Source organism: Rhizobium sp. BK399, from assembly GCF_014194695.1.
Taxonomy (GTDB): domain Bacteria; phylum Pseudomonadota; class Alphaproteobacteria; order Rhizobiales; family Rhizobiaceae; genus Rhizobium.
Genome location: NZ_JACIAH010000001.1, coordinates 666660 through 690499, shown reverse-complemented (window position 1 = coordinate 690499; position 23840 = coordinate 666660). Strand labels below are relative to the sequence as shown.

Sequence of the window (23840 nt, the reverse complement as noted above, 5' to 3'; positions counted from 1 at the left end):
CGTCCGGGCGCATGAGGCGCTTTGTTCAGCTTTGCCCATAGCCTGCGCATCGAGCAGCCCGCGTTCGTCAAACACGGCGCGGACCGCTCACGAAAGGAAAATCCTTGAAAAAGAAGACGAATCTGATGACGCGCATCCTCGTTGCCGCGTCTGCCGTTGTCCTCGTGGCGTTTGCCGCCTTTTCCTATTACATCAATTCCGTCGAGCAAAGCACCGCGACGGCGGCAATCGAAGCCAATATCAACTCTTCGGGCGAGCAGGCTGCGCACAGCCTGGCCAACTGGATGAACGGCCGCGTGACGCTGACCGCCATGGTGGCCAACGCCATCGGTCGCGCCGCCGATCAGGAGGGCGTCGAAACCGTGCTCCAGAACGATGTTCTGACCAGCCAGTTCGTCAGTACCTATTTCGGTGACGAGCAGGGCGTCTTCACCATGTGGCCGAAGCTGCCGATGCCGGACGGCTATGATCCGCGCAAGCGCCCCTGGTATCAGGATGCAGTCAAAGCCAACGCCAGCGTCATGACCGAACCCTACGTGGATGCCTCGAGCGGCGATCTCATCATCAGCTCGGCAGTTCCCGTCAGCCGCGGTGGCAAGCTGGCCGGCGTCGTCGGCAGCGACTTCTCGCTGAAGACCATGGTCGACATGATCAAGGAGATCGACCTTGGCGGCAAAGGCACCGCCTTCCTTGTCAACAAGAGCGGGCAGATCCTGATTCATCCGGATGCGAAGCTGGTGACGAAAACGCTCGCCGACGCGTTCCCGGCCGAGACCCCGGCGATCAAGTCGGGTCTTGTCCCGACCCAGTTCGCCGGCAAGGACGTGCTCGTCAGCTTCATGCCCGTTGCCGGTCTTCCGTCGGTCGAATGGTATCTCGGCTTCGTTGTCGACAGCGACGCTGCCTTCGCCTCGCTGAACGAGTTCCGCATTGCCGCAACCGTTGCCACTATCCTTGCCGTCGGTCTGATGATCGCAGCGATGGCCTGGTTGCTGCACGGCCTGGTGATCCGGCCAGTCACCGACATGACCGCCGCGATGCAGAAGCTTGCCGCAGGCGACCTGTCGGTTACGATTCCGGGCGAGCAGCGCCGCGACCAGATCGGCTCGATGGCCGAAGCTGTTGCGGTCTTCAAGAACAACGCGACCGACCGCGAACGTCTCGAAGGGGAGGCGGAAACCGGCCGCGCCCTCACCGAGCGTGAGCGTCTGGACCGCGAGCAGCAGAAGAACCGCGAGGCCACCGAAATCCGTCACGCCGTCGATGCGCTTGCAAGCGCTCTGGGGGCATTGTCGGAAGGCAATCTCGGCCATCGCATCGACACGCCGTTCGCGTCGCATCTCGACCGTCTTCGCACTGACTTCAACAGCGCCGTCACCAAGCTCCACGGTGCCCTGCATGCGGTCGGCAACAACGCTCATGCCATCGACGCCGGCGCAAGCGAGATCCGCATCGCAGCGGATGGTCTTGCCCGCCGTACCGAGCAGCAGGCAGCCTCGGTCGAGGAAACGGCCGCGGCGCTCGAGGAGATCACCACGACCGTCAAGGACACGGCGCGTCGCGCCGAGGAAGCCGGCAATCTCGTCTCGCGCACCCGCAACGGCGCCGAAGAGTCCGGCAACATCGTCCGCAAGGCCGTGTCGGCAATGACCGAAATCGAACAGTCGTCGCAGAAGATCGCCAACATCATCGGCGTCATCGACGATATCGCTTTCCAGACCAACCTGCTGGCGCTCAACGCCGGCGTCGAGGCGGCACGCGCCGGCGAAGCTGGCAAGGGCTTTGCCGTTGTTGCTCAGGAAGTGCGCGAGCTGGCACAGCGCTCGGCGCAGGCTGCGAAGGAAATCGAGAGCCTGATCACCGCCTCGAACTCGCAGGTTCGCTCGGGCGTCACCCTCGTCGGCGACACCGGCAAGGCGTTGGAAGCGATCGTCGGTCAGGTTCAGGAGATCAGTCGCCACGTCGATGCGATCGTGACTGCAACCCGCGAGCAGTCGACCGGGCTGGCCGAGATCAACACGGCCGTCAATACCATGGACCAGGGCACGCAGCAGAACGCCGCCATGGTCGAGGAGCAGACGGCGGCAAGTCACGGACTGGCGCAGGAGGCGGCAAAGCTGATGCAGCTTCTCAGCCAGTTCAATCTGCAGACTGCGTCTCAAGGCATGGCGTACAGCCGTCACGCCGCCTGATCGGCATCGAACAGCATCACGGAAACGCCCGCGCTCGTCGCGGGCGTTTTCGTTTGTGACGCACCGATCTCCAGTTGCTTAAAAAATAATACTTTTAATCAAATTTTACGGATGTTCGTCTTTAGTGACATGCAATGCATGACGCAGGCCGGACATCGTCCGGATACCCTCCGCAACAACCATCGGGACGAAAGCGCACCGGCGATCCATGCGATCGGCCGTGCCATGTCCTCCGTCGCATGAGATAGCCGCATGTCCAAACTGAAGATCAAAACGCTCCTTCCGCTTCTCTTTCTGTCTCTCGTTGTCATTGCGCTGGTGCAAGGTGCGATCGCGGCCTTCTCGCTGACCAATCTCGAAGCCAACACTCGGCAGATCGGCGCGCAGAACATTCCGAACACCGAGCGGCTCTATGCGATCGTCACGACGCTGAACGACGTTCGCCGCAGCTATGCCGACTATCTGCTCGCGACAGGCAAGACGGACTTCCGCAACGCTGAGACGACACTCAAGACCCGTCGCCAGCGTCTCAACACCGCAATCGAAGCCTTCGACAAGCAGCCGAAGAGCGACTACATGAGCCAGAACTTTGGCCGTCTGCAGAAGGCGCTCGCCAACGACGCAGCACTTGCCGACAAGATCATTGCGCTCGCGCTCGACAACAAGCGCAGCCTGGCAAACAGCATCTATCGCGGCGAACTTTCGATGTCTGCCAACAACATCCAGACCCTCGTCGATGGAATGCTGGCCAAGGACCGGCAGTCGACCGATGCGGCGCTCTTAGCCGCATCAGGCAACTACAGTGCAGGCATCCTGTCGATCGTCGGCGGCCTGGCCGTCGCCCTGGCCGTCGCCGTCGCCGCCGCCTTCCTTGCATGGAAGCGTATCTCGCAGCCGATCTCGACGATCGCCGTTCGCATGGCCCGTCTCGCCGATGGCGAGCTCGACGCTGCCGTCCCCTACGCGGGTCGCAAGGATGAGATCGGCGACATGGCCGCGGCCGTCGCCGTCTTCCGCGACAACTCCTTCGCGCGTCTCGATCTCGAGCGCAATGCCGAGCACAACCGCGAACAGGCGCAGCAGGAGCGCTCGCGCAACGAAGCCTCGAAGGCCCGCGAAGCCGCCGAGATCCAGCAGGCCGTCGCAGCTCTTGCGGATGCATTGGGCGCTCTCTCGGAAGGTGATCTGACGCGAACGATCGAGACGCCGTTTGCGGATCACCTCGATCGACTGCGGAGCGACTTCAACGCCTCCGTCGCCAAACTGCGCGCCGTCCTGCAGGAAGTCGGCGATAACGCGCACGCGATCGACGCGGGCGCCGGAGAAATCCGCACCGCGGCCGATGGGCTCGCCCGCCGCACCGAGCAGCAGGCCGCCTCTATCGAGGAGACGGCAGCAGCGCTGGAAGAGATCACCACCACGGTCAAGGACACCGCGCGTCGCGCCGAGGAAGCCGGTACGCTGGTCAGCCGCACCCGCAACGGCGCCGAGGAATCCGGCAACATCGTTCGCAAGGCCGTTTCGGCAATGACGGAGATCGAGCAGTCTTCGCAGAAGATCGCAAACATCATCGGCGTGATCGATGACATCGCCTTCCAGACCAACCTGCTGGCGCTGAACGCCGGCGTCGAGGCCGCCCGCGCTGGCGAGGCCGGCAAGGGCTTTGCCGTCGTCGCTCAGGAAGTCCGTGAATTGGCGCAACGCTCGGCCCAGGCCGCAAAGGAGATCGAAAGCCTGATCACCGCCTCGAACAGCCAGGTCCGCTCCGGCGTCACCCTGGTCGGCGACACCGGCAAGGCGTTGGAGGCGATCGTCGGTCAGGTGCAGGAGATCAGCCGCCACGTCGATGCGATCGTGACAGCAACCCGCGAGCAGTCGACCGGGCTCGCCGAGATCAACACCGCCGTCAACACGATGGATCAGGGCACGCAGCAGAATGCTGCGATGGTCGAGGAGCAGACGGCAGCAAGTCACGGACTGGCGCAGGAAGCCGCCAAGCTGATGCAGCTTCTCAGCCAGTTCAATCTGCAGGCTGCATCCTACGGTACGGGATCATCAGGCCGTTACGCCGCCTGATCGAGGCGGATACGGTACAGTCGAGAACGCCCGCTGGTCGCGGGCGTTTTTTGTTGCGCTTACTTCTCCAGCGTCGCCACGACCTCGACATGCGGCGTCCACAGGAACTGGTCGATCGGCGTCACGCTGGTAATGCGATAGCCACCTTCGACGAGCAAGGCGAGGTCGCGGGCAAGCGTCAGCGGATTGCAGCTGACGGCGACCACTTTCTTGACCGTCGAGCGCGCCAATTCCTTGCACTGGAACTCGGCGCCGGCGCGCGGCGGGTCGAACACCACCGCGTCGTAAGCCTTCAGTTCGGATGTCATCAGCGGTCGACGGAAAAGGTCTCGCCTTTCGACACTGACGGGCTTCAGGCCCTGCGTGTTGCGGGCAGCATGATCGAGTGCCGCCAGTGGCTTGTCCTCGCTCTCGACTGCATGCACACGACCGACACGGGCAAGGCGGAGCGAGAACGTGCCGGCGCCTGCAAAGAGATCGGCGATCCGTTTCGCCTTGCCGACATGCGCGACAACCAGTTCGGCCATCGCATCTTCCGCCGGCTTGGTCGCCTGCGTGAAGCTGCCGGGCGGCGGCACGACGTTGACGCCGCCGAAATCGACAACCGGCTTCGTTGGCTCGACGAGGATTTCGCCATTCAGCGAAACGCGGGCGATGCCGCGCATTGAAAGTACGGTCTCGATCGCCTTGCGACGCTGCTGGTCGGAGAGTTTCTTGATGCCGTCGGCGGCAAGATCGAGGCCTGACAGGGTCTCCAATACGGTGATGCGGAATGCCTCGGCATTATTGGCAAGTGCCGCCCCAATCGCCTTGATCGCCGGCAGCCTGGCCATGATGCCCGCCGACGAGATGGGACATTCCTCGATGGCGACGATATGGTGGCTCTCGGCCTGATTGAAGCCGATGAGCATGTCCTTCTCTGTCCGCCGTGCGGCAAACACAACGCGCCGCCGTTCGCCTGGATGAGCGGCAATGAGGTCACCGACCTCAGGCGTCAGCCCCTTCGATTTCAGCGCATCGACGACCAGCTGGCGCTTGAAGCTGCGGTAGGCCGCATCGTTCATGTGCTGCAGGCTGCAGCCGCCGCAGGTGCCGTTGACGCCATCGGGCCCGAAATGCCGGCAGAGAGGAACCTGGCGCTCCGGGGATGGCGTGGTGATCGAGATCAGCGTGCCCTGGCTCTTGACCCGCGCGATGGCGACGGTCTCGCCCGGCAGGGTGAACGGCACATAGACCGGGCCGCCATCCGCGTGCACGATGCCGTCGCCTTGGGCGCCGAGCTTTTCAATCGTAACTGTTTGCGTGCTCAAGGTTTCGTTCCTGCGAGTAGATATTCCTGGTTTCCGTCGCCGCCGGCGATCGGGGAGGGGATAAGGCCAAGGCTCGTCCAGCCCATGTCCTCGACGAACCAGCGCTCCAGTTCAGCCGCGACATCGGGCGCTGACGACGGATCCTTGAGCAGTCCGCCCTTGCCGATCGCGTCGCGGCCGGCTTCGAACTGCGGCTTGACGAGCAGAACGGCAACCGCTCCCGTCTCGGTAAGATCGAGCGCCGGCGCGAGCGCCAGCTTCAGCGAGATAAAGGAAACGTCTGACACAATGAAGGTGATCGGGTGTCCGATATCCTCTTCCGTCAGATTGCGTGCATTCAGGCCCTCGATGTTGGTCACGCGAGGATCGCCGGAGATACGCGGATGCATCTGCCCGTGACCGACATCGATGGCGGTGACATCGGTTGCGCCGTTCTGCAGCAGGACCTCGGTAAAACCACCCGTCGACGCGCCGATGTCGAGGCAACGGTGCCCCGAAGGATCGAGCTTGAAGTGGTCGAGTGCAGCGGCAAGCTTCAGGGCCGCGCGCGAGACATAGTCCTGCGCCGGGTCATCGATCTCGATCACGGCATCATCGGCGAATAGCGCACCGGCCTTCGTCACCACCTTGCCGTCGATTTTCACGGTACCGCGTTGCACCGCATCCCGTGCACGGGAGCGGCTGGCGAAAAGGCCGAGACTGACCAGCAACTGGTCCAGGCGTTGTGTATCTTGATCGGGCATGGGCAGTCCATGACCGGCAAAGCCATCCGTTGCAAGCCTTTTGTTGAGATCGCCGAAACCACAGGACGAACCGGCGTCGCTCCGTGACGTGCTGCGCCGCACAAATTTTTAAATAAATCGAAAGCCTTGCCGCCTATGGTTTGGCTGATTGCAGCGGCTCCTAGCCGCTTTTGCCATGATGGCCCTCAATCCGATCTGCCGATCATGTTCGCCGAATTTCCCAAAGGCATGCCTTCGCATGCTCTGGCTTTGCCATGCCTGTGCGCTTCAAGAGAGATTGATTGATGTTGGCCAAGAACATGTCCCTGAACGGTAAGCTCGCCGCGACTTTCGCCGCGCTGATCCTTATCTTTCTGTCCGTTTCCAGCTTTGTTTACTTCAAGGCGGATGTCGTTGCCGAAGCTGCCGTACAGCAGAAGAAGTCGGAGCTGCTCGTAAACCAGATCGACGATGCGCTTCAGGCCATGCTTGAGCAGGCCGTCAATCTGCGCGGCTTCCTGCTGTTTCGCAGCGACAGCACCTATGGCGATATTTTCGCGAACCGCGAGCGCATGCTGAAGGCGATCGATGCCGCAAGAACGACGGCTGCCGGTAACAGCGATTTCGTCGCGCAGATCGACGCCATGCAGAAGGCCGCCGATCTCTATTTCCATCAGCTTGCCGAGCCGCAGTCGAAGGCTCGCAAGGAAACCGACATGCCCATCGACCAGATCGTCAAGATCGGCGTCAACGAGACGAAGGGGCAGCTCGACGGCTTCCGTCAGGCCTCCGCCAAGATCAAGGCCGCAGCCCGCAACGAATCGAATGCGCTTGCCGAAAGCAAGGCGCAGGCCAGCCGTGCGCTGAACATCAGCCTGTTCACCGGCGGCATTGCCGCTGCCGCCGCTGCCGTCCTGCTTGCCTGGATGCTGTCGCGCAGCATCGTTCGCCCGATCGTCGGCATGACCTCCGCCATGGGCCGTCTGGCCGGTGGCCAGCACGACATCGACGTCCCGGCGCTTGATCGTCAGGACGAAGTCGGCCGTATGGCCCAGTCGGTTCTCGTCTTCAAGGATGCCGCGATCGAGAAGCTGCGCCTTTCCGGCGAAACCGATCGCATGCGCAGCGATGCCGAGCGCCAGCGCCAGATGGGCGACGAGCAGAAGGCACGCGAGGAAGCTGAACTCCGCTTCGCCATCGAAGGCCTCGCCGGCGGTCTGTCAGACCTCGCCAATGGCAATGTCGCCGTTCGCATCACGACGCCCTTCGCGTCGCAGTTCGATCGTCTCCGCAACGACTTCAACAACGCCGTCGAGAAGCTGCAGGCTGCCCTCCAGTCGGTCGGACGCAATGCGTCCGCCATCAATGCCGGCGCCGGTGAAATCCGCTCTGCTGCCGATGATCTCGCCCGCCGCACCGAGCAGCAGGCAGCAGCCGTCGAGGAGACGGCAGCCGCGCTCGAGGAGGTCACCACCACCGTTCGCGACTCCGCCAAGCGCGCCGAGGATGTCGGTCAACTGGTCGAGCGCACGCGCCTCGGTGCCGAAAAGTCCGGCGATGTCGTCCGCAAGGCGGTTGCCGCCATGCAGGAAATCGAGAAGTCGTCTGACGCGATCAGCAACATCATCGGCGTGATCGATGATATCGCTTTCCAGACCAACCTTCTTGCCTTGAACGCCGGCGTCGAAGCCGCTCGTGCGGGCGAAGCAGGCAAGGGCTTTGCCGTCGTCGCGCAGGAAGTGCGCGAGCTCGCGCAGCGCTCGGCAAATGCCGCCAAGGAGATCAAGTCGCTGATCAATACCTCCGGCACGCAGGTCAATTCAGGCGTCTCGCTCGTCGATGAAACCGGCAAGGCGCTCGCCGAAATCGTCGGTGCCGTGCAGGAGATCAACAAGCACGTCAGCGCGATTGTCACCGCAACGCGCGAGCAGTCGGTCGGCCTGCAGGAGATCAACACCGCCGTCAACAACATGGACCAGGGCACGCAGCAGAATGCCGCCATGGTCGAGGAGCAGACCGCAGCCAGCCATTCGCTGGCGCAGGAAGCTGCCGCTCTCGACGATCTGCTCGGCCAGTTCAATCTTGGCCATGGCCGTGCTGAAGCGCCAAGGGCCGCCGTCGCCAGCCCCGCGTCCCGCCCGGTCGCATCGCCCGCCCGCGCGCTGACCCGCACGGTGGCCAAGGCCTTCGGTGGCGGCAGGGCTGCAACGGCTGCTGCTGTTCAGGAAGACTGGACGGAGTTCTGACCTGAAAGGCACGTGACCGAGAAAGAGAAACCACGTTCTCCGATTGGTCATTTACCTGAATGTCAAAATCCGTATCTATGAGAAACGCTCGCAGCAAGCCTCTGCGAGCGTTTCTCGTTTTCCGAAGACATTTCCTATGTTTAAGCAGAAGCTTGTTCTACGGTGCGACCGAGAATCTTAGGAAATAGGAGGTCGTGGACACATGCTTCATCACATCTCTTTCGGCGTCTCAAACATCGAACGTTCAGCCGCCTTCTATGACGCTGCTCTTGCGCCCCTCGGCTACATTCGCGTTTGGGAGGATCTGAGACCCGGAGAGGCTGATCAGGCCGTGGGCTACGGAATTGCTGGCGGCGGCGATAAGTTTGCGATCAAATTGTGCCCGGAGGGACAGAACTCCCCTGGCCGCGGCTTTCATCTGGCCTTCGCTTCCACGAGCAGACGAGCAGTCGCCGACTTTCATGAGGCGGCCATCGCACATGGTGGCATTGATAACGGGCCGCCTGGTCTTCGTGCCCACTATGGACCGCATTACTTCGCGGCCTTCGTGGTGGACCCGGATGGCCACCATATCGAAGCTGTCTTCAATTCTCCCGACTAGTCGCAAGAAAAGTCAAAGGGCAGTGGGAGCTTTCGCGCTTCTCCGGTTGACGCCGGACTAGCCGGCGGCGCCGACGCCGAAGGCTGCGGGGCGTCCGAGCACCCGGAAGACGGTTGAGACGATCCCGGCGCGGTCGAGACCGGCATGGGCGTTCATCACCTCGGGCTTTGCCTGCTCCATCCAGAGATCGGGCATCACAAGCGAGCGAATCTTCAAGCCGTTGTCCAGCAGGCCGTCTGTCGACAGGAACTGCATGACCTGGCTGCCGAAGCCGCCGACGGAGCCTTCCTCGACCGTGATCAGGATTTCGTGGTGGCGGGCAAGCTGGCGGATCAGATCATGATCGAGCGGCTTGGCGAAGCGTGCATCGGCAACCGTGGTCGAAAGACCGGCTGCATCCAGATCCTCGGCCGCAAGCAAACAGTCGGCGAGCCGGGTGCCGAAGGAGAGCAGCGCCACCTTGGCACCTTCCTTGACGACGCGGCCCCGGCCGATCTGCAGGATCTCGCCGCGAACGGGCATCTCGATGCCGACGCCTTCGCCGCGCGGATAACGGAACGAGATCGGGCCGGCATCATAGGCCGCTGCCGTTCGTACCATGTGCTTCAGTTCGGCCTCATCGGATGCTGCCATGACGACGAAGCCGGGCAGGGTGGCGAGGAACGCCGTATCGAACGAGCCTGCATGCGTCGGACCATCGGCGCCGACGAAACCAGCGCGATCGATCGGGAAGCGGACCGGCAGGCCCTGGATCGCGACATCGTGGACAACCTGGTCATAGGCGCGCTGCAGGAAGGTCGAGTAAAGCGCGGCAAACGGCTTGAAGCCTTCGGCGGCAAGGCCGGCCGCGAATGTCACCGCATGCTGTTCGGCAATGCCGACATCGAAGCAACGCGACGGGAAGATGCTGGCGAGCTTGTCGAGGCCGGTACCATTCGGCATGGCGGCGGTGATGCCGACGATCTTGTCGTCGAGTTCCGCTTCCTGCACCAGCGCTTCGGCGAAGACGCTCGTGTAGCTTGGAGCATTCGGCTTCACCTTCGCCTGCGCGCCGGTGATGACGTCGAACTTGTTGACGCCGTGATACTTGTCAGCCGCGGCTTCGGCGGGCGCGTAGCCCTTGCCCTTCTGCGTCACGACATGGATCAGCACCGGGCCGTTGGCGTGGTCGCGCACATTGCGCAGCACTGGCAGCAGATGCTCGAAGGAGTGACCGTCGATCGGGCCGATGTGGTAGAAACCCATTTCCTCGAACATGGTCCCGCCGGTCACATAGCCCCGTGCATGCTCGACGGCGCGGGTGATGGCGCGGTCGACGTTCTTGCCAAGATAGGCTGTCAGCTTCTTGCCGAAATCGCGGAAGCCCATGTAGGTGCGCCCGGATGCAAGTCGCGCGAGATAGGCGCTCATCGCACCCGTTGGAGGCGCGATCGACATGTCGTTGTCGTTGAGGATGACGATCAGCCGGGCGTCGAGCGCGCCGGCATTGTTCAGGGCTTCATAGGCCATGCCTGCCGACATCGCGCCGTCGCCGATGACGGCGATGACACGGCGGTCGGTCTTGTCGAGGTCGGAGGCAACCGCCATGCCGAGACCGGCGGAGATCGACGTCGAGGAGTGGGCGGCGCCAAAGGGGTCGTATTCGCTTTCGGCGCGACGCGTGAAGCCGGAAAGGCCGTTCTCCTGGCGCAGCGTGCGGATCCGGTCACGACGACCGGTAAGGATCTTGTGCGGATAGCACTGATGCCCGACGTCGAAGATCAGCCGATCGTCGGGCGTGTTGAAGACGTTGTGGATGGCGATCGTCAGTTCGACAACGCCGAGGCCGGCGCCCAGATGCCCACCGGTCTTCGATACCGCATCGATCATCTCGTCGCGAACCTCGCGCGCAAGCTGCGGCAGGTCGCGATCCTCCAGCTTTCGGAGGTCGGCCGGATAGGTAACCTTGTCCAGCAGCGGCGTCTTCGGCGGTTGTGTCACGGGTGGGCGCTCTTTCTTGTCTTTCTTGGGCGGGATGCCTTTAAGCCATAAATTGCGGTGAAAAAAGTCGATTTCAAGAACGGCTGTCCCTCCTTTCTAGAGGAGATCAGCCTTCGGGCAAAGGTATGAATTCTTCTTCGTCCCCCGGAACGATGTCGAACTTGCCGGTCCGCCACTCTTCCTTCGCCTTTTCGATGCGCTCTTTCGAGGAGGAAACGAAGTTCCACCAGATGTAGCGTTTCGAGTTCAGTGCCGCTCCGCCGAACAGCATGAGATGACAGCCCTGGCTTCCCGCTTCGAGCGTGATCTGGTCGCCGGGACGGAAGACGAGCAGTTGGTCGGCGGCAAACGTATCGCCCGATATCACCACTTCGCCTGAGAGCACGTAAGCTGCGCGCTCCTCGTGATCAGCGGCAAAAGGGAATTTCACGCCAGGTTCGAGACTGATGTCGACATAAAGCGTGTCCGAGAAGACCTTCACCGGCGAGGACATGCCCTCGAACGACCCGATTACGACGCGTCCGCGCATGCCACGCTCGTCGATGATAGGCATGTCGGTCTTTTCGGTGTGCGTAAAGGAAGGATCGATTTCCTCCTTGTCATCGGGCAGCGCCAGCCAGGTCTGCAGGCCCGACATCAGCAGCGGGTGTCCGCGCAGATTATCCGGCGTGCGCTCGGAATGGACGATGCCGCGTCCAGCGGTCATCAGGTTGATGTCGCCGGGCCGGATGACCTTCTCGGTGCCGAGGCTATCCAGGTGCCGGATCTCGCCGTCGAACAGGTAGGTGACCGTCGAAAGCCCGATGTGCGGATGCGGCCGCACATCCAGCGCCTCGTTCGGCTTCAGGATCGCCGGTCCCATGCGGTCGAAGAAGATGAATGGTCCGACCAGACGGCGCTCGCGCGTGGGCAGCGCCCGCCGCACCTGAAACCCACCAAGGTCGCTGGTGCGGGGAATGATAAGGTTTTCGATCGCGTCGCAGGCGAAGGCATCGCCGGGCAGGGGGTCTTTACCGGGGAAGAAGGACATCGCAGGTCTCCGATGAGCGTTCGTTCTACGCTAGCCCCATTGACGATCGCGGACTAGGAAAACTTGTCGCCCGAAAGGCGACGCTCCGTTCAGAATGATGACGATTTCAGTTGCGTCTGCTTACGCTCCGTCCAGCGGCTCTACGCCCTGCGGTTTGCCAGCGCGATCGAGGCGGATCTTCTCGATACGGTTTTCAGCGGCCGACAGCAGCGTTTCGCAATGCTTCTTCAGCGCTTCGCCACGCTCGTAGATCTCGATGGATTCGTCCAGCGCCACGTCGCCGCGTTCCAGCCGGGCAACGATGCTTTCGAGTTCGGCAACGGCCTTCTCGAAGGAAAGACCGGAAACTTCCGGCTTGGCGCTGTCAGTCATACTCAACCCTTCATCATTCTGAGAATATGCAGGCCGGCCGATTCGGCGAGGCCTTCGAGATCATAGCCACCTTCGAGCAGACTGACGACCCGGTTGCCGGCACTTTTGTCCGCGACCTCGAGCAAGCGCCCGGTTGCCCAGTCGAAATCCTCGCCAACGAGGTTGATCTGCGCCAAGGGATCGCGGTGATGCGCATCGAAGCCGGCGGAGATGATGATCAGATCCGGCCGGAAATCGAACAGCGCCGGCAGCACCCGCGACTTGAACGCTTCGCGAAAATGGTCGCTGCCGACATTGGGCGACAACGGCGCGTTGACGATCGTCCCGTGCTTGCCGCTTTCGTCCTTCGCTCCGGTGCCGGGGTAGAGCGGCATCTGATGCGTCGAGCAGAAGAGCACGGAAGGGTCGTCCCAAAAGATGTCCTGCGTACCGTTGCCGTGATGAACGTCCCAGTCGACGATCGCCACACGCTCGGCGCCATGTGTTTTTTGCGCATGGCGGGCAGCGATCGCGGCATTGTTGAAGAAACAAAAGCCCATCGCCGTTGACTTTTCGGCATGGTGGCCGGGCGGGCGCGCTGCAACGAAGACGTTGTCGGCCTTGCCAGTGAAGACGTCATCGACCGCAGCCATGGCGCCGCCGATCCCCGTAAGCGCCGCCTCAAAGCTCTTTCTGCTGGCGTAGGTATCGGCTTCAAGCTGATTGATCTCGCCATCCTCCTCCGGCACCTGGCGCAGCACCGATAGCAGGTGTTCTTCGGGATGAGCGAGCAGCACGGCTTCTTCTGCCGCCTGTGGTGCGCGCTTGCGGTCAAGCCCCGCGAAGTTCGGATGTTCAAGAGCCACGTTGATCGCCCGCAAACGGTCGGACCGCTCGGGGTGGCCGGCGGGCGTCACGTGTTCCAGGAAGATCGGGTGCTCGTAAAGGCGGGTGGTCATGGGATCACTCTATCTATCCGTCCCGTCATGATCCACAGCAGATGGGGCTCGAGCCGGCGATTTCAACAAGCGCATAAGAGGATCGTTACGCGCACCTCCGTTTACTTCAACCGGTCCCGGGGCTAGTGTTCGATGAGGGGAAATTTGGCAGAAAGATCAATGAACGACGTTGTGCGCTCTGTGCAAATGAATGTGCCGTTTCGTGATGTGGACATGAACGGCCAGATGTTTCTGGGTTCCTATATTTCTCACGCGGAATCGGTGCTGGCGACCTTCTGGTTGCTGCGGCCGTCGCTGCAGGACGAACCACTCTACATTGCCAGCAAGGTGACCTGCATCCTGCACCGGCCGCTGCACTATGACGAGAGGGTCGTGTTCACCGCCTCGGTCGACAAGATCGGTGTTCGTTCGGTCGGCTTCATTATCGCAGCCGACGCGCTCGGCGAGCGCGCCGCCGAGGTCGAAATCATCTGGCAGGCGCGCTCACGCGAAGATCGTTCGCCAGTCCCGCTTCCCGAAGTGACGCGCGACTGGCTTTATGGCTTCGTCGATTAGCTGCGTACTGGTAGCAAGGGATAGCCGACCATGACGGCACGGCCGACAAGCGCCGCAACAAACGCCTTGACCACGTCACCGGGGATGAACGCCATCGAGCCGAGGAAGGCCTTGGAGAGACCAAGCTGGGCGGCGAACGCCAGGTAGACGATGCCGCAGGCGTAGAGAACGACTATGCCGCCGATCATGGCGGCGAGGAAGAAACCGACCGTCTGCACGAGCGCCGATTGCTCCGACTTTACCAGTCGCTCGCTGAGATAACCGGTAACGAAAGCTGCCAGCACCCAGCCGATCAGGAAGCCGGTGGTTGGGGCTGCAAAGGCCGCAAGCCCGCCACGACCGCCGGAAAGCACCGGCAGACCGATGGCGACAAGCACGAGAACGATGAGAACGGCGATCGTGCCACGGCGCGCGCCGAGCACGACACCGGCCATCATGACGCCGAGCGACTGCGCCGTAATCGGCACTGGAATGAAGCCGAGCGTGATCGGCGGCAGAATGCCGAGCGCGACGATGATAGCCGCGAAGAGGGCGGAGAGAACGAGGTCGCGAGTGCTCATGCAGGGCTCCTGTTAGCGAGTTCTCAATTGACATGCCGCCGAACGCCGCGCGCGTCAATTGCCGCAGCAATGTTATCCGCATCCCTCAGCGTCAGAATGACCAGTGGCACGAGCACGGTTGTTGGCCGCACCTTGATGCCACGCGCCGCGTGCGCCTCGCGGATGGCACGATAACGATCGATAATCTCGGGAACAAAGCGCACAACGAGCCCGACAGCAAGGCCGACATCGCCGGCCCGGAGAAGTCCGAGGCGCTCGAGCGGCCGGGCAAGCAGGGTAATTTCGTCGATGAATTGTGCAATCGTCGTCGTTGCCGTCACGGCAGCGGCAAACAGCATCAACGCCGTCAGGCGCAGCAGGGCAACAATCGCGACATGCCAAGGATTGAAGGCAAGGCTGAACAAGGCAACGATGAGGATCGTCAGGAAAATGGGCTTCAGCCGCGCAAGCGCGGATCGGGCCGGCAGGCCGATGCTGAAGGCGACCACCGCCGTCGCAAGCACGCCCAAGCCAAGCAACATCAAGTTCGTCGTAAGGAAGAGCACGACGCCGAGGGCCGCAAGCACCAGCAGCTTGGCGCGGGCCGAAACCCGATGCATCACGCTGTTGCCTTCGACGAAAAGCGACTTCATCGGCTAGCGATCTCCCTGTAACGGCGGATCGCCTCTCCGGCAGGTGCGTCGGCAATAAGGTTGCCTTCATGGAAAACCAAAACGCGCTCGTAGTCGGCGACCAATTCCAGGTCGTGGCTGATGACGATTGCGCTCTCGGGAAGGCCATCCACCAACCCCTGTACGAGACCGCGATTCTTTAGGTCCAACTGGTTGGTCGGCTCGTCCAGAATGAGAATGTCTGGACCTGTCGCGAGCACAGAGCACAGAGCTGCGAGTTGGAGCTCCCCGCCCGAAAGCTCGTGCGCCCGGCGCTCGGCGAGATGGCCCGCGCTGAAGCGCTGCAGGACCGCCTCCACCTTCGCCGCGATCTCCGCCGGCTTGTAGCCGCGGCTCTTCAGACCGAAGGCGATATCGTCGCGTACGACGGGCAGGATGATCTGGTTTTGCGGGGACTGGAAGATGAAGCCGACATCGGTCAGGACGGCATTGGCGTCGGTTGTATCGCGGCCGTTGACGATCACCCGCCCGACGCTCGGCTTTGTCAGCCCGTTGATGAGGCGCGCAAAGGTCGTCTTGCCCGAGCCGTTGAGGCCGATAATGCCAATGCGCTTTTCTGTGAGCTGCAGCGTCACGGGCGCCAGCGCGACGCGCGCACCATAGCTGACCCCTGCGCCTTCGAAACGGATATCCACCTGGTCCCTCGTGAATTGAGAGGCCGTTCTATAACGAATTTCACGCTTTGAAAGCTCAAAATCTCGCAATGAATGCCGGCCGCTCCTACCTGATGATCGTGCCGACTTACCGGTAGCTAGGAACATTTTCCGTTCTATGATGTCCGCATGATGAATCTCATTTCGAATTCCGATGCCCGCCGCATATTCCTCGCCAAGCAGGGCCTGAGCGCGCCGCCGAACAAGGCGCTGACGAAGGCTGGCCTGCTGGAGCTCATCAACGAACTCGGCTTCGTGCAGGTGGACAGCATCCAGACGGTGGAGCGGGCTCATCACCAGATCCTGTTTTCCCGCAACCAGACCTACAAGCGCGAGCACTTGAAGGCGCTTCTGGAGAAGGAAGGCTCGCTCTTCGAGCATTGGACGCATGACGCCTCGATCCTGCCCAGTGCCTTCTTCCGATATTGGAAGCACAAGTTTCGCCATGAGGAAGAAGTGATCGGCGAGCGCTGGCGCAAATGGCAAGGGGAGGGGTTTGAACATGCCTTCGACGAGACATTTGAACGCGTCACGCGCGATGGCGCCATCATGGCACGCGAGATCAAGGCGGACGGGCACGTTTCCGGCGGCTGGTGGAACTGGCACCCCAACAAGACGGCGCTGGAATATTTCTGGCGCACCGGCAAGTTCGCCATCGCCGGACGATCCAACTTCCAGAAGATCTACGATCTCGTCGAACGCGTCATTCCCGCCGAGTTTCACGAGCCGGAGGTAAGCTATGAGGAGTTCGTCGACTGGGCCTGCCGCAGCGCGCTGACGCGATTAGGCTTTGCCACGCATGGCGAGATCGCCGCCTTCTGGGATCTGTTGTCGCCGGACGAAGCCAAGGCCTGGGTCAACGAGCATCGCGACGAGTTGACCGAGGCCCTGATCGAGCCGGCGCTTGGAGGCAAGCCGCGGCCTTCCTGGGCCTTCCCGGATCTGCTCACCAGCCTTCAGGACTATCCCGACGCGCCGCCGCGTGTGCGCGTGCTCAGTCCCTTCGATCCGATGATCCGCGACCGCAACCGCACCGAACGGCTGTTTGGCTTCTTCTACCGTATCGAGGTCTTCGTGCCCGAGCCGAAGCGAGAATACGGCTATTATGTCTTCCCGCTGCTCGAAGGCGACAAGTTGATCGGCCGCATTGACATGAAGGCGGACCGCAAGAACGGCCGTCTCGACGTCAAGCGTCTGTGGCTGGAGCCGGGGGTACGCGCGTCCGCCGGGCGTATCGAAAAGCTGCTCGCCGAACTTGACCGACTGGCCAAATTCACCGGCGTTGGACAGGTCGTTCTAATGGATGGTTGGCAAGGCTGAACGGCGCTCGTCGATACCAGGTATTTTATGAAATTTCGTCGCAATTACAAAGAATTAATGTTGATGCGCGCTTTACCATGCTTGTCTTGAACTCCTTAAGAGCCGCCTGCGTAGGTTGGCTGCATGAAAACACGAGCCATCAAATTCGCCGCATTGGCGGCACTGAACAGCCTTCGCCGTGAAGTGAGGGCCCTGCTGCGCAAACGGCGCGATGCGCGCGCCGCCACCATCGTCACACGGGCCGGACGACTGGCGAAGATGGAGCCGTTGGCGGTGAATTCGACGCTGATCGATGCGGTCTACTTCAGCCAGGAGGATGGCCGGCTTCGCGTCTGCCTGAGCAATGGCGAAGAGCGGCAGTTCGAGGGTGTGGCGGAATCAGAGGTGATCGCCATGGTCACCTCCCAATCGCCGGGAAAATATTATATCGAAAACGTCAGGGGCCGCTTCAAGCGCATCGCTGCTTGAGCGTGAAGCAGGCGGCGGCGACCGGCTCGACGCCGAGCTGTAACGCCTTGCGCGGCTCTCCGGCGTCGAGAAAGTCTGACGGATGGCGGGCTTAGTAGATCTCGGTCTTCGAAATCTTGATGCCGAAGCCTTCGAGGCCGACGTAATGGCGCTCGCGGCTCGTCAGCAACCGGATCGATGAAACGCCGAGATCCTTGAGGATTTGCGCGCCGAGACCGATTTCCAGCCATTCATTGTCGCGGACCTGGGCCTCCGCATGTGCCTCTCGGCCCTGGCTGCGAGCCTTGCGACCGCTGTCATGGTGACCGACTCCGACGGAGCCTTCGCGCAGGTAGACGATGATACCTCGGCCTTCCTCGGTAATCTTCTTCATGTATTGGTCGACAGGCCGGCGTTTGCCGAACAGGTCGTCGGCGACATTCTCCGGATGCAGGCGAACCGGAATGTCGATACCGTCGCGGATGTCGCCGAAAACGACGGCGAGGTGCTGCATCGTATCCCAAGGGAGCGAATAGGTGTGTGCCTTGGCCTTGCCGAAGGGCGTTTCGATGTCGAAGCTCTGACCGAGTTCGATTAGCGTCTCCTTGCGTTGGCGGTAGGCGATCAGGTCGGCCACCGACACCAGCTTGAGGCCATGCGTTTCCGCGAATTCGACCACCTGCTGTCCACGGGTGACGGTACCGTCATCGTTTACCAACTCGCTGATCACGCCAATTAGCGGAAGGCCCGCGAGCTTGCATAGGTCGACCGCAGCTTCCGTGTGGCCAGAACGCATGAGCACGCCGCCCTCGCGTGAAACCAGCGGGAAGATGTGACCCGGCCGCACGAAGTCGGTCGCCCCGACATTCGGGTTGGCGAGGTTGCGAACGGTCAGTGTCCGATCATCGGCAGAAATGCCCGTTGTCGTACCGTGCTTGAAATCGACGGAAACAGTGAAGGCGGTCGTGTGGGCCGAGTCGTTTTCGGCAACCATCGCATTGAGGTTGAGCCGCCGGGCCTCCTCTTTCGGCATTGGCGCGCAGACGATACCGGAGGTGTGACGCACGATGAATGCCATCTTTTCCGAGGTACAGTGAACAGCCGCAACGATGAGGTCGCCTTCGTTCTCACGGTCGTTGTCATCCATCACCACGACGATTTCGCCGGCCTCGAAGGCCCTGATAGCATCGACGACGCGCTTCTGATCGTAAGCCATGTGTGTATTCCTATTTCAGCCGGCCGGTCTGGCCGCGGTCACGGAGATAGTGGTCGGCGATGGCGCAGGCGACCATCGCCTCGCCGATCGGCACGGCGCGAATGCCGACGCACGGATCATGCCGTCCCTTGGTGCGGATATCGACATTGTTGCCGTCGGCATCGATCGACTGGCGCTCGGTCAGGATCGATGAGGTCGGCTTGATGGCGAAGCGGGCGATAACCGGCTGGCCGGTCGAGATGCCGCCTAAGATGCCGCCGGCCTTGTTCGACAGGAACAGTGGCTTGCCGTCATTGCCCATGCGCATTTCGTCGGCGTTTTCCTCGCCGGTGATCTCGGCTGCTTCGAAGCCGTTGCCGATCTCGACGCCTTTGACTGCATTGATCGACATCAGCAGCGAGGCGATGTCCTGGTCGAGCTTGCCATAGATCGGGGCGCCGAGACCTGCCGGCACGCCTTCGGCGACGACCTCAACAACCGCGCCGATCGAGGAGCCATTCTTGCGGATGCCGTCGAGGTAATCCTCCCAGACCGGAACGATCGCGGCATCAGGTGCAAAGAACGGATTCTGGTCGACTTGATCCCAATCCCAGTTCTGGCGGTTGATCTTGTGCTTGCCGATCTGCACCAAGGCCCCGCGCACCTTGACCTCAGGCACAACAAGACGGGCGATGCCGCCAGCCGCGACGCGTGCAGCTGTTTCGCGGGCCGACGAACGGCCACCGCCGCGGTAGTCGCGGATCCCGTATTTGACATCGTAGGTGTAGTCGGCATGGCCTGGCCGATACTGCCGCGCGATCTCGCCGTAATCCTTGGAGCGCTGGTCGGTGTTCTCGATCATCATCGAGATCGGGGTGCCGGTCGAAATCATCGTCTCGCCGTCCGCGTCCAGCATCACGCCGGAGAGCACCTTGACCAGATCGGCCTCGCGGCGCTGCGTCACAAAGCGCGATTGGCCGGGCTTTCGCTTGTCCAGCCAGACCTGAATATCCTCGAGCTTGAAGCGAAGACCGGGGGGGCAGCCGTCGACGACGCAGCCGAGCGCCGGCCCGTGGCTTTCGCCCCAGGTGGTTACGCGGAAGAGATGACCGAATGTATTGTGCGACATATGTCCCGACCGGATCACGCCAACGGGTCGTCACCGGCGGCGTCCTTCATCTGAAAATGCGCGACACTCATAGGCCAAAAAAACGCGGCGGCAAAAGCCTTTCTTTGCTCCAAACCGCCAACGAAAGGAAATGGTGTTTCCGCGGATTATAAACGATGGCCTCAGGAGGCGATGCGCCAGGAGCTTTCGATCGCCATCTGCGTGAAATCCTCGAAGGACAGCGGGCGGGAGAAGGCATAGCCCTGCAGGAGGTCACAGCCGAGTTCGTCAAGGAGGGTGGCATGCGCTGCCGTTTCGACGCCCTCGGCCACCGTTTCGACGCCGAGCGAGCGGGCGATGTCGATGATCGAGCTGACCAGCGCGCGCTCCTGCGGCGAATTCATGATCGGCTGAACCAGCTGCCGGTCGATCTTCAGCCGCTTCGGCTTCAGCCTGAGGAGGCTGACAATCGACGTGTGACCCGTTCCGAAATCATCGATCTCGATGTCGATCCCAAGCGCCTTGATCCGCTCGAGGTTATGGGCGGCCACGTCCTCGCTTTCATCGAGGAAGATCGACTCGACCAGTTCGAATGACAGTTCGCCGGGGCGCATCTGCAGGCCGCTCAGCGATTGCGCAAGCATTTCGTCATGCAGCCGTCGTGCCGAAACGTTGACCGAAATCTTCGGAATGGTGACGCCCCGTGCTGCCCAGCGCATCTTGTCCCTCAGAGCAGTGTCGAGAACGATCCGGTCGAGCGTCTGGACGACGTTGATCTCGTCGGCGATCTTCAGGAACTTTTCCGGCGTCAACAGCCCGCGAGACGGATGCTGCCAGCGAACCAGAGCCTCGACGCCGGTGAGCTGCATGGTACGCGCGGAAAACTGCGGCTGGTACCAGGCCGTGAACTCGCCGTTCTCGATGCCGGCGAGAATCTCGTCTGCCAAGCGCTTGTTATTGATGATGTCGGCCTGCAGATTGTGGGTGAAGAACTCGTGGCGGTTCCGTCCCTGGCTCTTGGCGCGATAGAGGGCGATGTCGGCGTTGATCAGCACTTTGCGGGCATCGACGTGCACGCCATTGGCGAGCGCGATGCCGATGGAGACGCCGCAACGGCAGGCAAACCCTTCGAAGTCGATCGGCTGGCGCATTTGTTCGATGATGCGGCCGGCGAGCGCCGACATATCGGCGTCATTGGCGTTCAGTGCGAGGATGACGAATTCGTCACCACCGATACGCGCCACGAGGTCGTCGCTGCGCAGATTGCTCGAGAGCACCCTTGATGCGTGGATCAGCATCGCGTCGCCGGCGGCATGCCCGAGCGTGTCGTTGATTTCCTTGAACCTGTCGAGGTCGATATGAAGGATGGCGAACTTCTGCCGTTCCTTGCGTCCATCCATCGTCAATGTTTCGAGTGCGATATCCAGCTTGCGGCGGTTGGCGAGCGCGGTCAGCGGATCGTGCAATGCGTTGTGTTCGATACGATTCTTGGCAATCTCGAGCTCGATGTTCTTGGCGATCGCCTCGTCCTTGGCGGCCTTGAGCTGCGCTGTCATCAGCGCATCCTCGGTCATGTCGAAGGCAACGCCGATAATCTTCAATTTGCCGCTCGGCGTTTGATGGACCTTGCCGGTTGAACGCACATAGCGCATCGAGCCGTCCTCGACAGGGACACGGCAGATCAAGGTATGCGTGTCGCCGAGCTGCTTGAAATGGCGCGCGCTCTCGACGGCCAGGTCCCTGTCTTCCGGCAGAATGCAGGAGAGCCAAACCGGTTCGGTCATGAATCCGGCTCTTGGCTTCAACCCATAGAGCTCGTGCATCCGCTCGTCCCAGATCGAGCCTTCGTCCCCGAGCGTGGCTTCCCAGATGCCGCACTGATAGGAGTCGAGCGCCAGGTCCAGCTTGCCCGAGAGTTCCGAAAGCTCTGCCTCGCGCCGTGACAGTTCGTCCAGCGCCATTTCGAGCTCGGCATTCTTGATGTCGCTGACATCCTTCGCTTTACGCAGGGTTTCCGCTGTCTCGGCGTCGGCAGTGACGTCCCAGACGATGCCGATGGTTTTGTCGTCGCCTGCCGCGTCGGTGTAGAAGGAGCCAATCGAGCGCAGATGTCGGATCACTCCGTTCTCAGCGACAACACGGTATTGCGTCTCATATGCGGAGCCGGCGACGTTGTAGTGGAAGAAGTGTACTTCCGCGATGTGTCGATCCTCGGGGAGGATCGCGGCAAGCCAGTCTTCCAGCGAATGGCTGCCGTCTTGAGCTGGCTTGCCGTGCAGCGCAGCGGCGCGGGCGTCCCAGAACAGGGTATGCCCGTGATCATGCAGTTCCCATATGCCGATATTCGACGATTCCAGCGCAAGGTTGAGGCGTTGCGATAACTTCAGCAAGGTCGCCTCACGCACCTTGAGCTGCTCGATATTGCGGTTGCGCTCGCCGAGCAGCAGGGTCGCGAAGAAGACCGGGATGATCGTGATGCAGGCTGCTGCCGCGATGATCAGCCGAAGCTCTGACTGGTTTTCCGGGATCGCGTTCCAGCCTGTCTTCGGAACGGCAGCGATCTCCCAGCGTCCGCCGGCAAAGGCGATCTTGCGTGTCACCGGCTGCTTGTCGCGCAGATCCGGCGAGCCGAAGAAGGGCGTCGTCGCGCCGTCCGCCAGACCAAGGTCGCGCACTGCTATCGAGAGGTGATCGAGATGCGGATATTTCTCCTGGTTTTCGCTGTTTCGCGCGGGCTTCAATCCGGTGTTCTGGTAGAACAAGTCGGCGTCGACCATCACCTCGACGGCGCCCCAGATGCGGCGTTGCCCATTCTCCTTCACAAAGACTGGAAAGAAGACTGCGAAGGCCGCCTTGCCGTCGGTCGTGGTGATCGGGCCATAGAAGCGCGCTTGCTGGGCGCCTGTCGTGCGCGTCACCGATTGATGGGCGGAGAGACCATCGCGGACGTCACTACCCACCCGTTCGTCCGCGGCCTGCGGCGGATAGACGGCGCCGACGATGAAATTCGGCGCTATGGCGACATTCAGGAAGTGCGGGTTCTGGATGAGCAGCCAGTTGATCTGACGCTCCATCTCCTCGGCATTTACGCTCGAGTTGACCGCGACCATGTTCGCCAGGTCGCGTACGACCGTGATGTCCATGTTGATCTGCGCAGTCATCCGCGCCCGAATCAAACTGATCTCATTATCGGTTCGGATAGTTACTTCGCGCAGATGAGTGGCAGTATTGGCGCGGTCGAGCCCGAAGCCGACGATGACGACAACAATAGCGACGAGGCCGGAAACTAGGAGGGCGATACGGGTATGCCTGAAGACGCGCAGCAGCGTGTTGCTGTCTTTAAGGCCAAATAGCAAAACCCAGTCTCCCATGTTCGGGGCGACTTTAAATAGAAGCCGTTAATTTACGATTTCCCGCAAATCCTCTTTGCCGAACGCAGAAACCTACTGGAAATGCAATTAACGAAACGATGGCGTTGTTGTTAAAATACTCTTCACCAATTTGGCGCAGCACGTCATTCTTCAGGGCAAATTTCGCCATATTCGGGAGGTTATCTGTGCGCAGTTGGATTATCGAGTCGCGTTTTCGAGGGAATGCAGCCATGCGCTTCGTAGTAGCTACGCTTTTGGCCACAGCCAGTTTCTTGTCGCCGATCAGCGGATTTGCCGAGAGCGCGGACGTCGAGGCGACGATCAAGAAGGTCGATATGACCAACCTTAGCCTGACCCTCGATGACGGTAAAACCTATCAGGCACCGGAAGAGTTCAATTTCGAGGGGCTGAAGGCGGGTGTGAAGGTTATCGTCTTCTACACCGAGGTAGACGGCAAGCGCGTCATCAACGATCTCGACGTCGTTCAGTAGTT

20 protein-coding genes are annotated in these 23840 nt (G+C 61.5%); 8 read left to right on the top strand and 12 right to left on the bottom strand.

The genetic code is table 11. From position 1 onward, the window contains the following. The first annotated feature begins 104 nt into the window (after positions 1–104). Complete coding sequence (locus FHT97_RS03480) at positions 105–2192, top strand: methyl-accepting chemotaxis protein (protein ID WP_183859938.1); 2088 nt, start codon at positions 105–107, stop codon at positions 2190–2192. 252 nt (positions 2193–2444) lie between these two features. Beyond that, positions 2445–4268 (top strand): HAMP domain-containing methyl-accepting chemotaxis protein, encoded by a 1824-nt coding sequence (locus FHT97_RS03475; RefSeq protein WP_183859936.1) that lies wholly within the window; start codon positions 2445–2447, stop codon positions 4266–4268. Between the two features lie 59 nt (positions 4269–4327). Here the strand turns inward: FHT97_RS03475 and FHT97_RS03470 are convergent, their stop codons facing one another. Both FHT97_RS03470 and FHT97_RS03465 read right to left on the bottom strand, forming a co-directional pair. After that, a complete protein-coding gene (locus FHT97_RS03470; RefSeq protein ID WP_183859934.1) occupies positions 4328–5578 on the bottom strand; it encodes a class I SAM-dependent RNA methyltransferase in 1251 nt (416 codons plus the stop codon). Continuing rightward, the gene (locus FHT97_RS03465) at positions 5575–6321 is read right to left on the bottom strand and encodes a TlyA family RNA methyltransferase (RefSeq protein ID WP_113363761.1); all 747 of its coding nucleotides are present in this window, start codon (positions 6319–6321) and stop codon (positions 5575–5577) included. The genes FHT97_RS03470 and FHT97_RS03465 overlap by 4 nt, the downstream gene beginning before the upstream one ends. A gap of 284 nt (positions 6322–6605) precedes the next feature. Here FHT97_RS03465 and FHT97_RS03460 point away from each other — a divergent pair, with 284 nt between their 5' ends. Both FHT97_RS03460 and FHT97_RS03455 read left to right on the top strand, forming a co-directional pair. Continuing rightward, positions 6606–8546: a methyl-accepting chemotaxis protein gene (locus tag FHT97_RS03460; RefSeq protein ID WP_183859932.1), complete on the top strand. Its 1941-nt coding sequence runs from the start codon at positions 6606–6608 to the stop codon at positions 8544–8546. Between the two features lie 202 nt (positions 8547–8748). After that, complete coding sequence (locus tag FHT97_RS03455) at positions 8749–9147, top strand: VOC family protein (protein WP_183859930.1); 399 nt, start codon at positions 8749–8751, stop codon at positions 9145–9147. 57 nt (positions 9148–9204) lie between these two features. On the opposite strand, the gene dxs is transcribed toward FHT97_RS03455, so the two are convergent. The 4 genes from dxs to FHT97_RS03435 form a co-directional block, all read right to left on the bottom strand. Then, positions 9205–11127, bottom strand: a complete 1923-nt coding sequence (dxs, locus tag FHT97_RS03450; RefSeq protein ID WP_183859928.1) for a 1-deoxy-D-xylulose-5-phosphate synthase — start codon at positions 11125–11127, stop codon at positions 9205–9207. A 106-nt stretch (positions 11128–11233) separates the two neighbouring features. After that, entirely contained in the window at positions 11234–12157 is a 924-nt protein-coding gene (locus FHT97_RS03445; RefSeq protein WP_183859926.1) for a pirin family protein, read from the bottom strand. 120 nt (positions 12158–12277) lie between these two features. Beyond that, entirely contained in the window at positions 12278–12529 is a 252-nt protein-coding gene (locus FHT97_RS03440; RefSeq protein ID WP_003545921.1) for an exodeoxyribonuclease VII small subunit, read from the bottom strand. Positions 12530–12531: 2 nt separating this feature from the next. Next, entirely contained in the window at positions 12532–13467 is a 936-nt protein-coding gene (locus tag FHT97_RS03435) for a histone deacetylase family protein (protein WP_183859924.1), read from the bottom strand. Between the two features lie 159 nt (positions 13468–13626). Here FHT97_RS03435 and FHT97_RS03430 point away from each other — a divergent pair, with 159 nt between their 5' ends. Then, on the top strand, positions 13627–14022 hold the full coding sequence (locus FHT97_RS03430; protein ID WP_183859922.1) for an acyl-CoA thioesterase: 396 nt from the start codon (positions 13627–13629) through the stop codon (positions 14020–14022). On the opposite strand, the gene FHT97_RS03425 is transcribed toward FHT97_RS03430, so the two are convergent. From FHT97_RS03425 to FHT97_RS03415, 3 genes are read right to left on the bottom strand one after another with little or no spacing between them, the layout of a single operon-like run. After that, the gene (locus FHT97_RS03425; RefSeq protein WP_016552984.1) at positions 14019–14582 is read right to left on the bottom strand and encodes a biotin transporter BioY; all 564 of its coding nucleotides are present in this window, start codon (positions 14580–14582) and stop codon (positions 14019–14021) included. The two genes, FHT97_RS03430 and FHT97_RS03425, sit on opposite strands and share 4 nt — an antisense overlap. Before the next feature lie 23 nt (positions 14583–14605). Then, positions 14606–15214 carry an energy-coupling factor transporter transmembrane protein EcfT gene (locus FHT97_RS03420; protein ID WP_183859920.1) on the bottom strand — a complete coding sequence of 203 codons (609 nt, stop codon included), beginning with the start codon at positions 15212–15214 and terminating at the stop codon, positions 14606–14608. Beyond that, a complete protein-coding gene (locus tag FHT97_RS03415) occupies positions 15211–15888 on the bottom strand; it encodes an ABC transporter ATP-binding protein (protein WP_183859918.1) in 678 nt (225 codons plus the stop codon). Before FHT97_RS03415 ends, FHT97_RS03420 begins: the two co-directional genes overlap by 4 nt. 147 nt (positions 15889–16035) lie before the next feature. Here FHT97_RS03415 and FHT97_RS03410 point away from each other — a divergent pair, with 147 nt between their 5' ends. Both FHT97_RS03410 and FHT97_RS31505 read left to right on the top strand, forming a co-directional pair. Next, positions 16036–17226, top strand: coding sequence for a winged helix-turn-helix domain-containing protein (locus FHT97_RS03410; protein ID WP_183859916.1), 1191 nt, complete (start codon positions 16036–16038; stop codon positions 17224–17226). Between the two features lie 258 nt (positions 17227–17484). Continuing rightward, complete coding sequence (locus FHT97_RS31505) at positions 17485–17694, top strand: KTSC domain-containing protein (RefSeq protein WP_183753855.1); 210 nt, start codon at positions 17485–17487, stop codon at positions 17692–17694. 91 nt (positions 17695–17785) lie between these two features. Here the strand turns inward: FHT97_RS31505 and ribB are convergent, their stop codons facing one another. The 3 genes from ribB to FHT97_RS03390 form a co-directional block, all read right to left on the bottom strand. After that, positions 17786–18889, bottom strand: coding sequence for a 3,4-dihydroxy-2-butanone-4-phosphate synthase (ribB, locus tag FHT97_RS03400; RefSeq protein ID WP_183752277.1), 1104 nt, complete (start codon positions 18887–18889; stop codon positions 17786–17788). 10 nt (positions 18890–18899) lie between these two features. Continuing rightward, positions 18900–19997, bottom strand: coding sequence for a chorismate synthase (gene aroC / locus FHT97_RS03395; RefSeq protein ID WP_183859914.1), 1098 nt, complete (start codon positions 19995–19997; stop codon positions 18900–18902). A gap of 161 nt (positions 19998–20158) precedes the next feature. Then, positions 20159–23332, bottom strand: coding sequence for an EAL domain-containing protein (locus FHT97_RS03390; RefSeq protein ID WP_183859912.1), 3174 nt, complete (start codon positions 23330–23332; stop codon positions 20159–20161). Between the two features lie 245 nt (positions 23333–23577). Between FHT97_RS03390 and FHT97_RS03385 the strand changes: the two genes are divergently transcribed. Beyond that, positions 23578–23838 carry a DUF1344 domain-containing protein gene (locus tag FHT97_RS03385; RefSeq protein WP_016552992.1) on the top strand — a complete coding sequence of 87 codons (261 nt, stop codon included), beginning with the start codon at positions 23578–23580 and terminating at the stop codon, positions 23836–23838. The last annotated feature ends 2 nt before the right edge of the window (positions 23839–23840 follow it).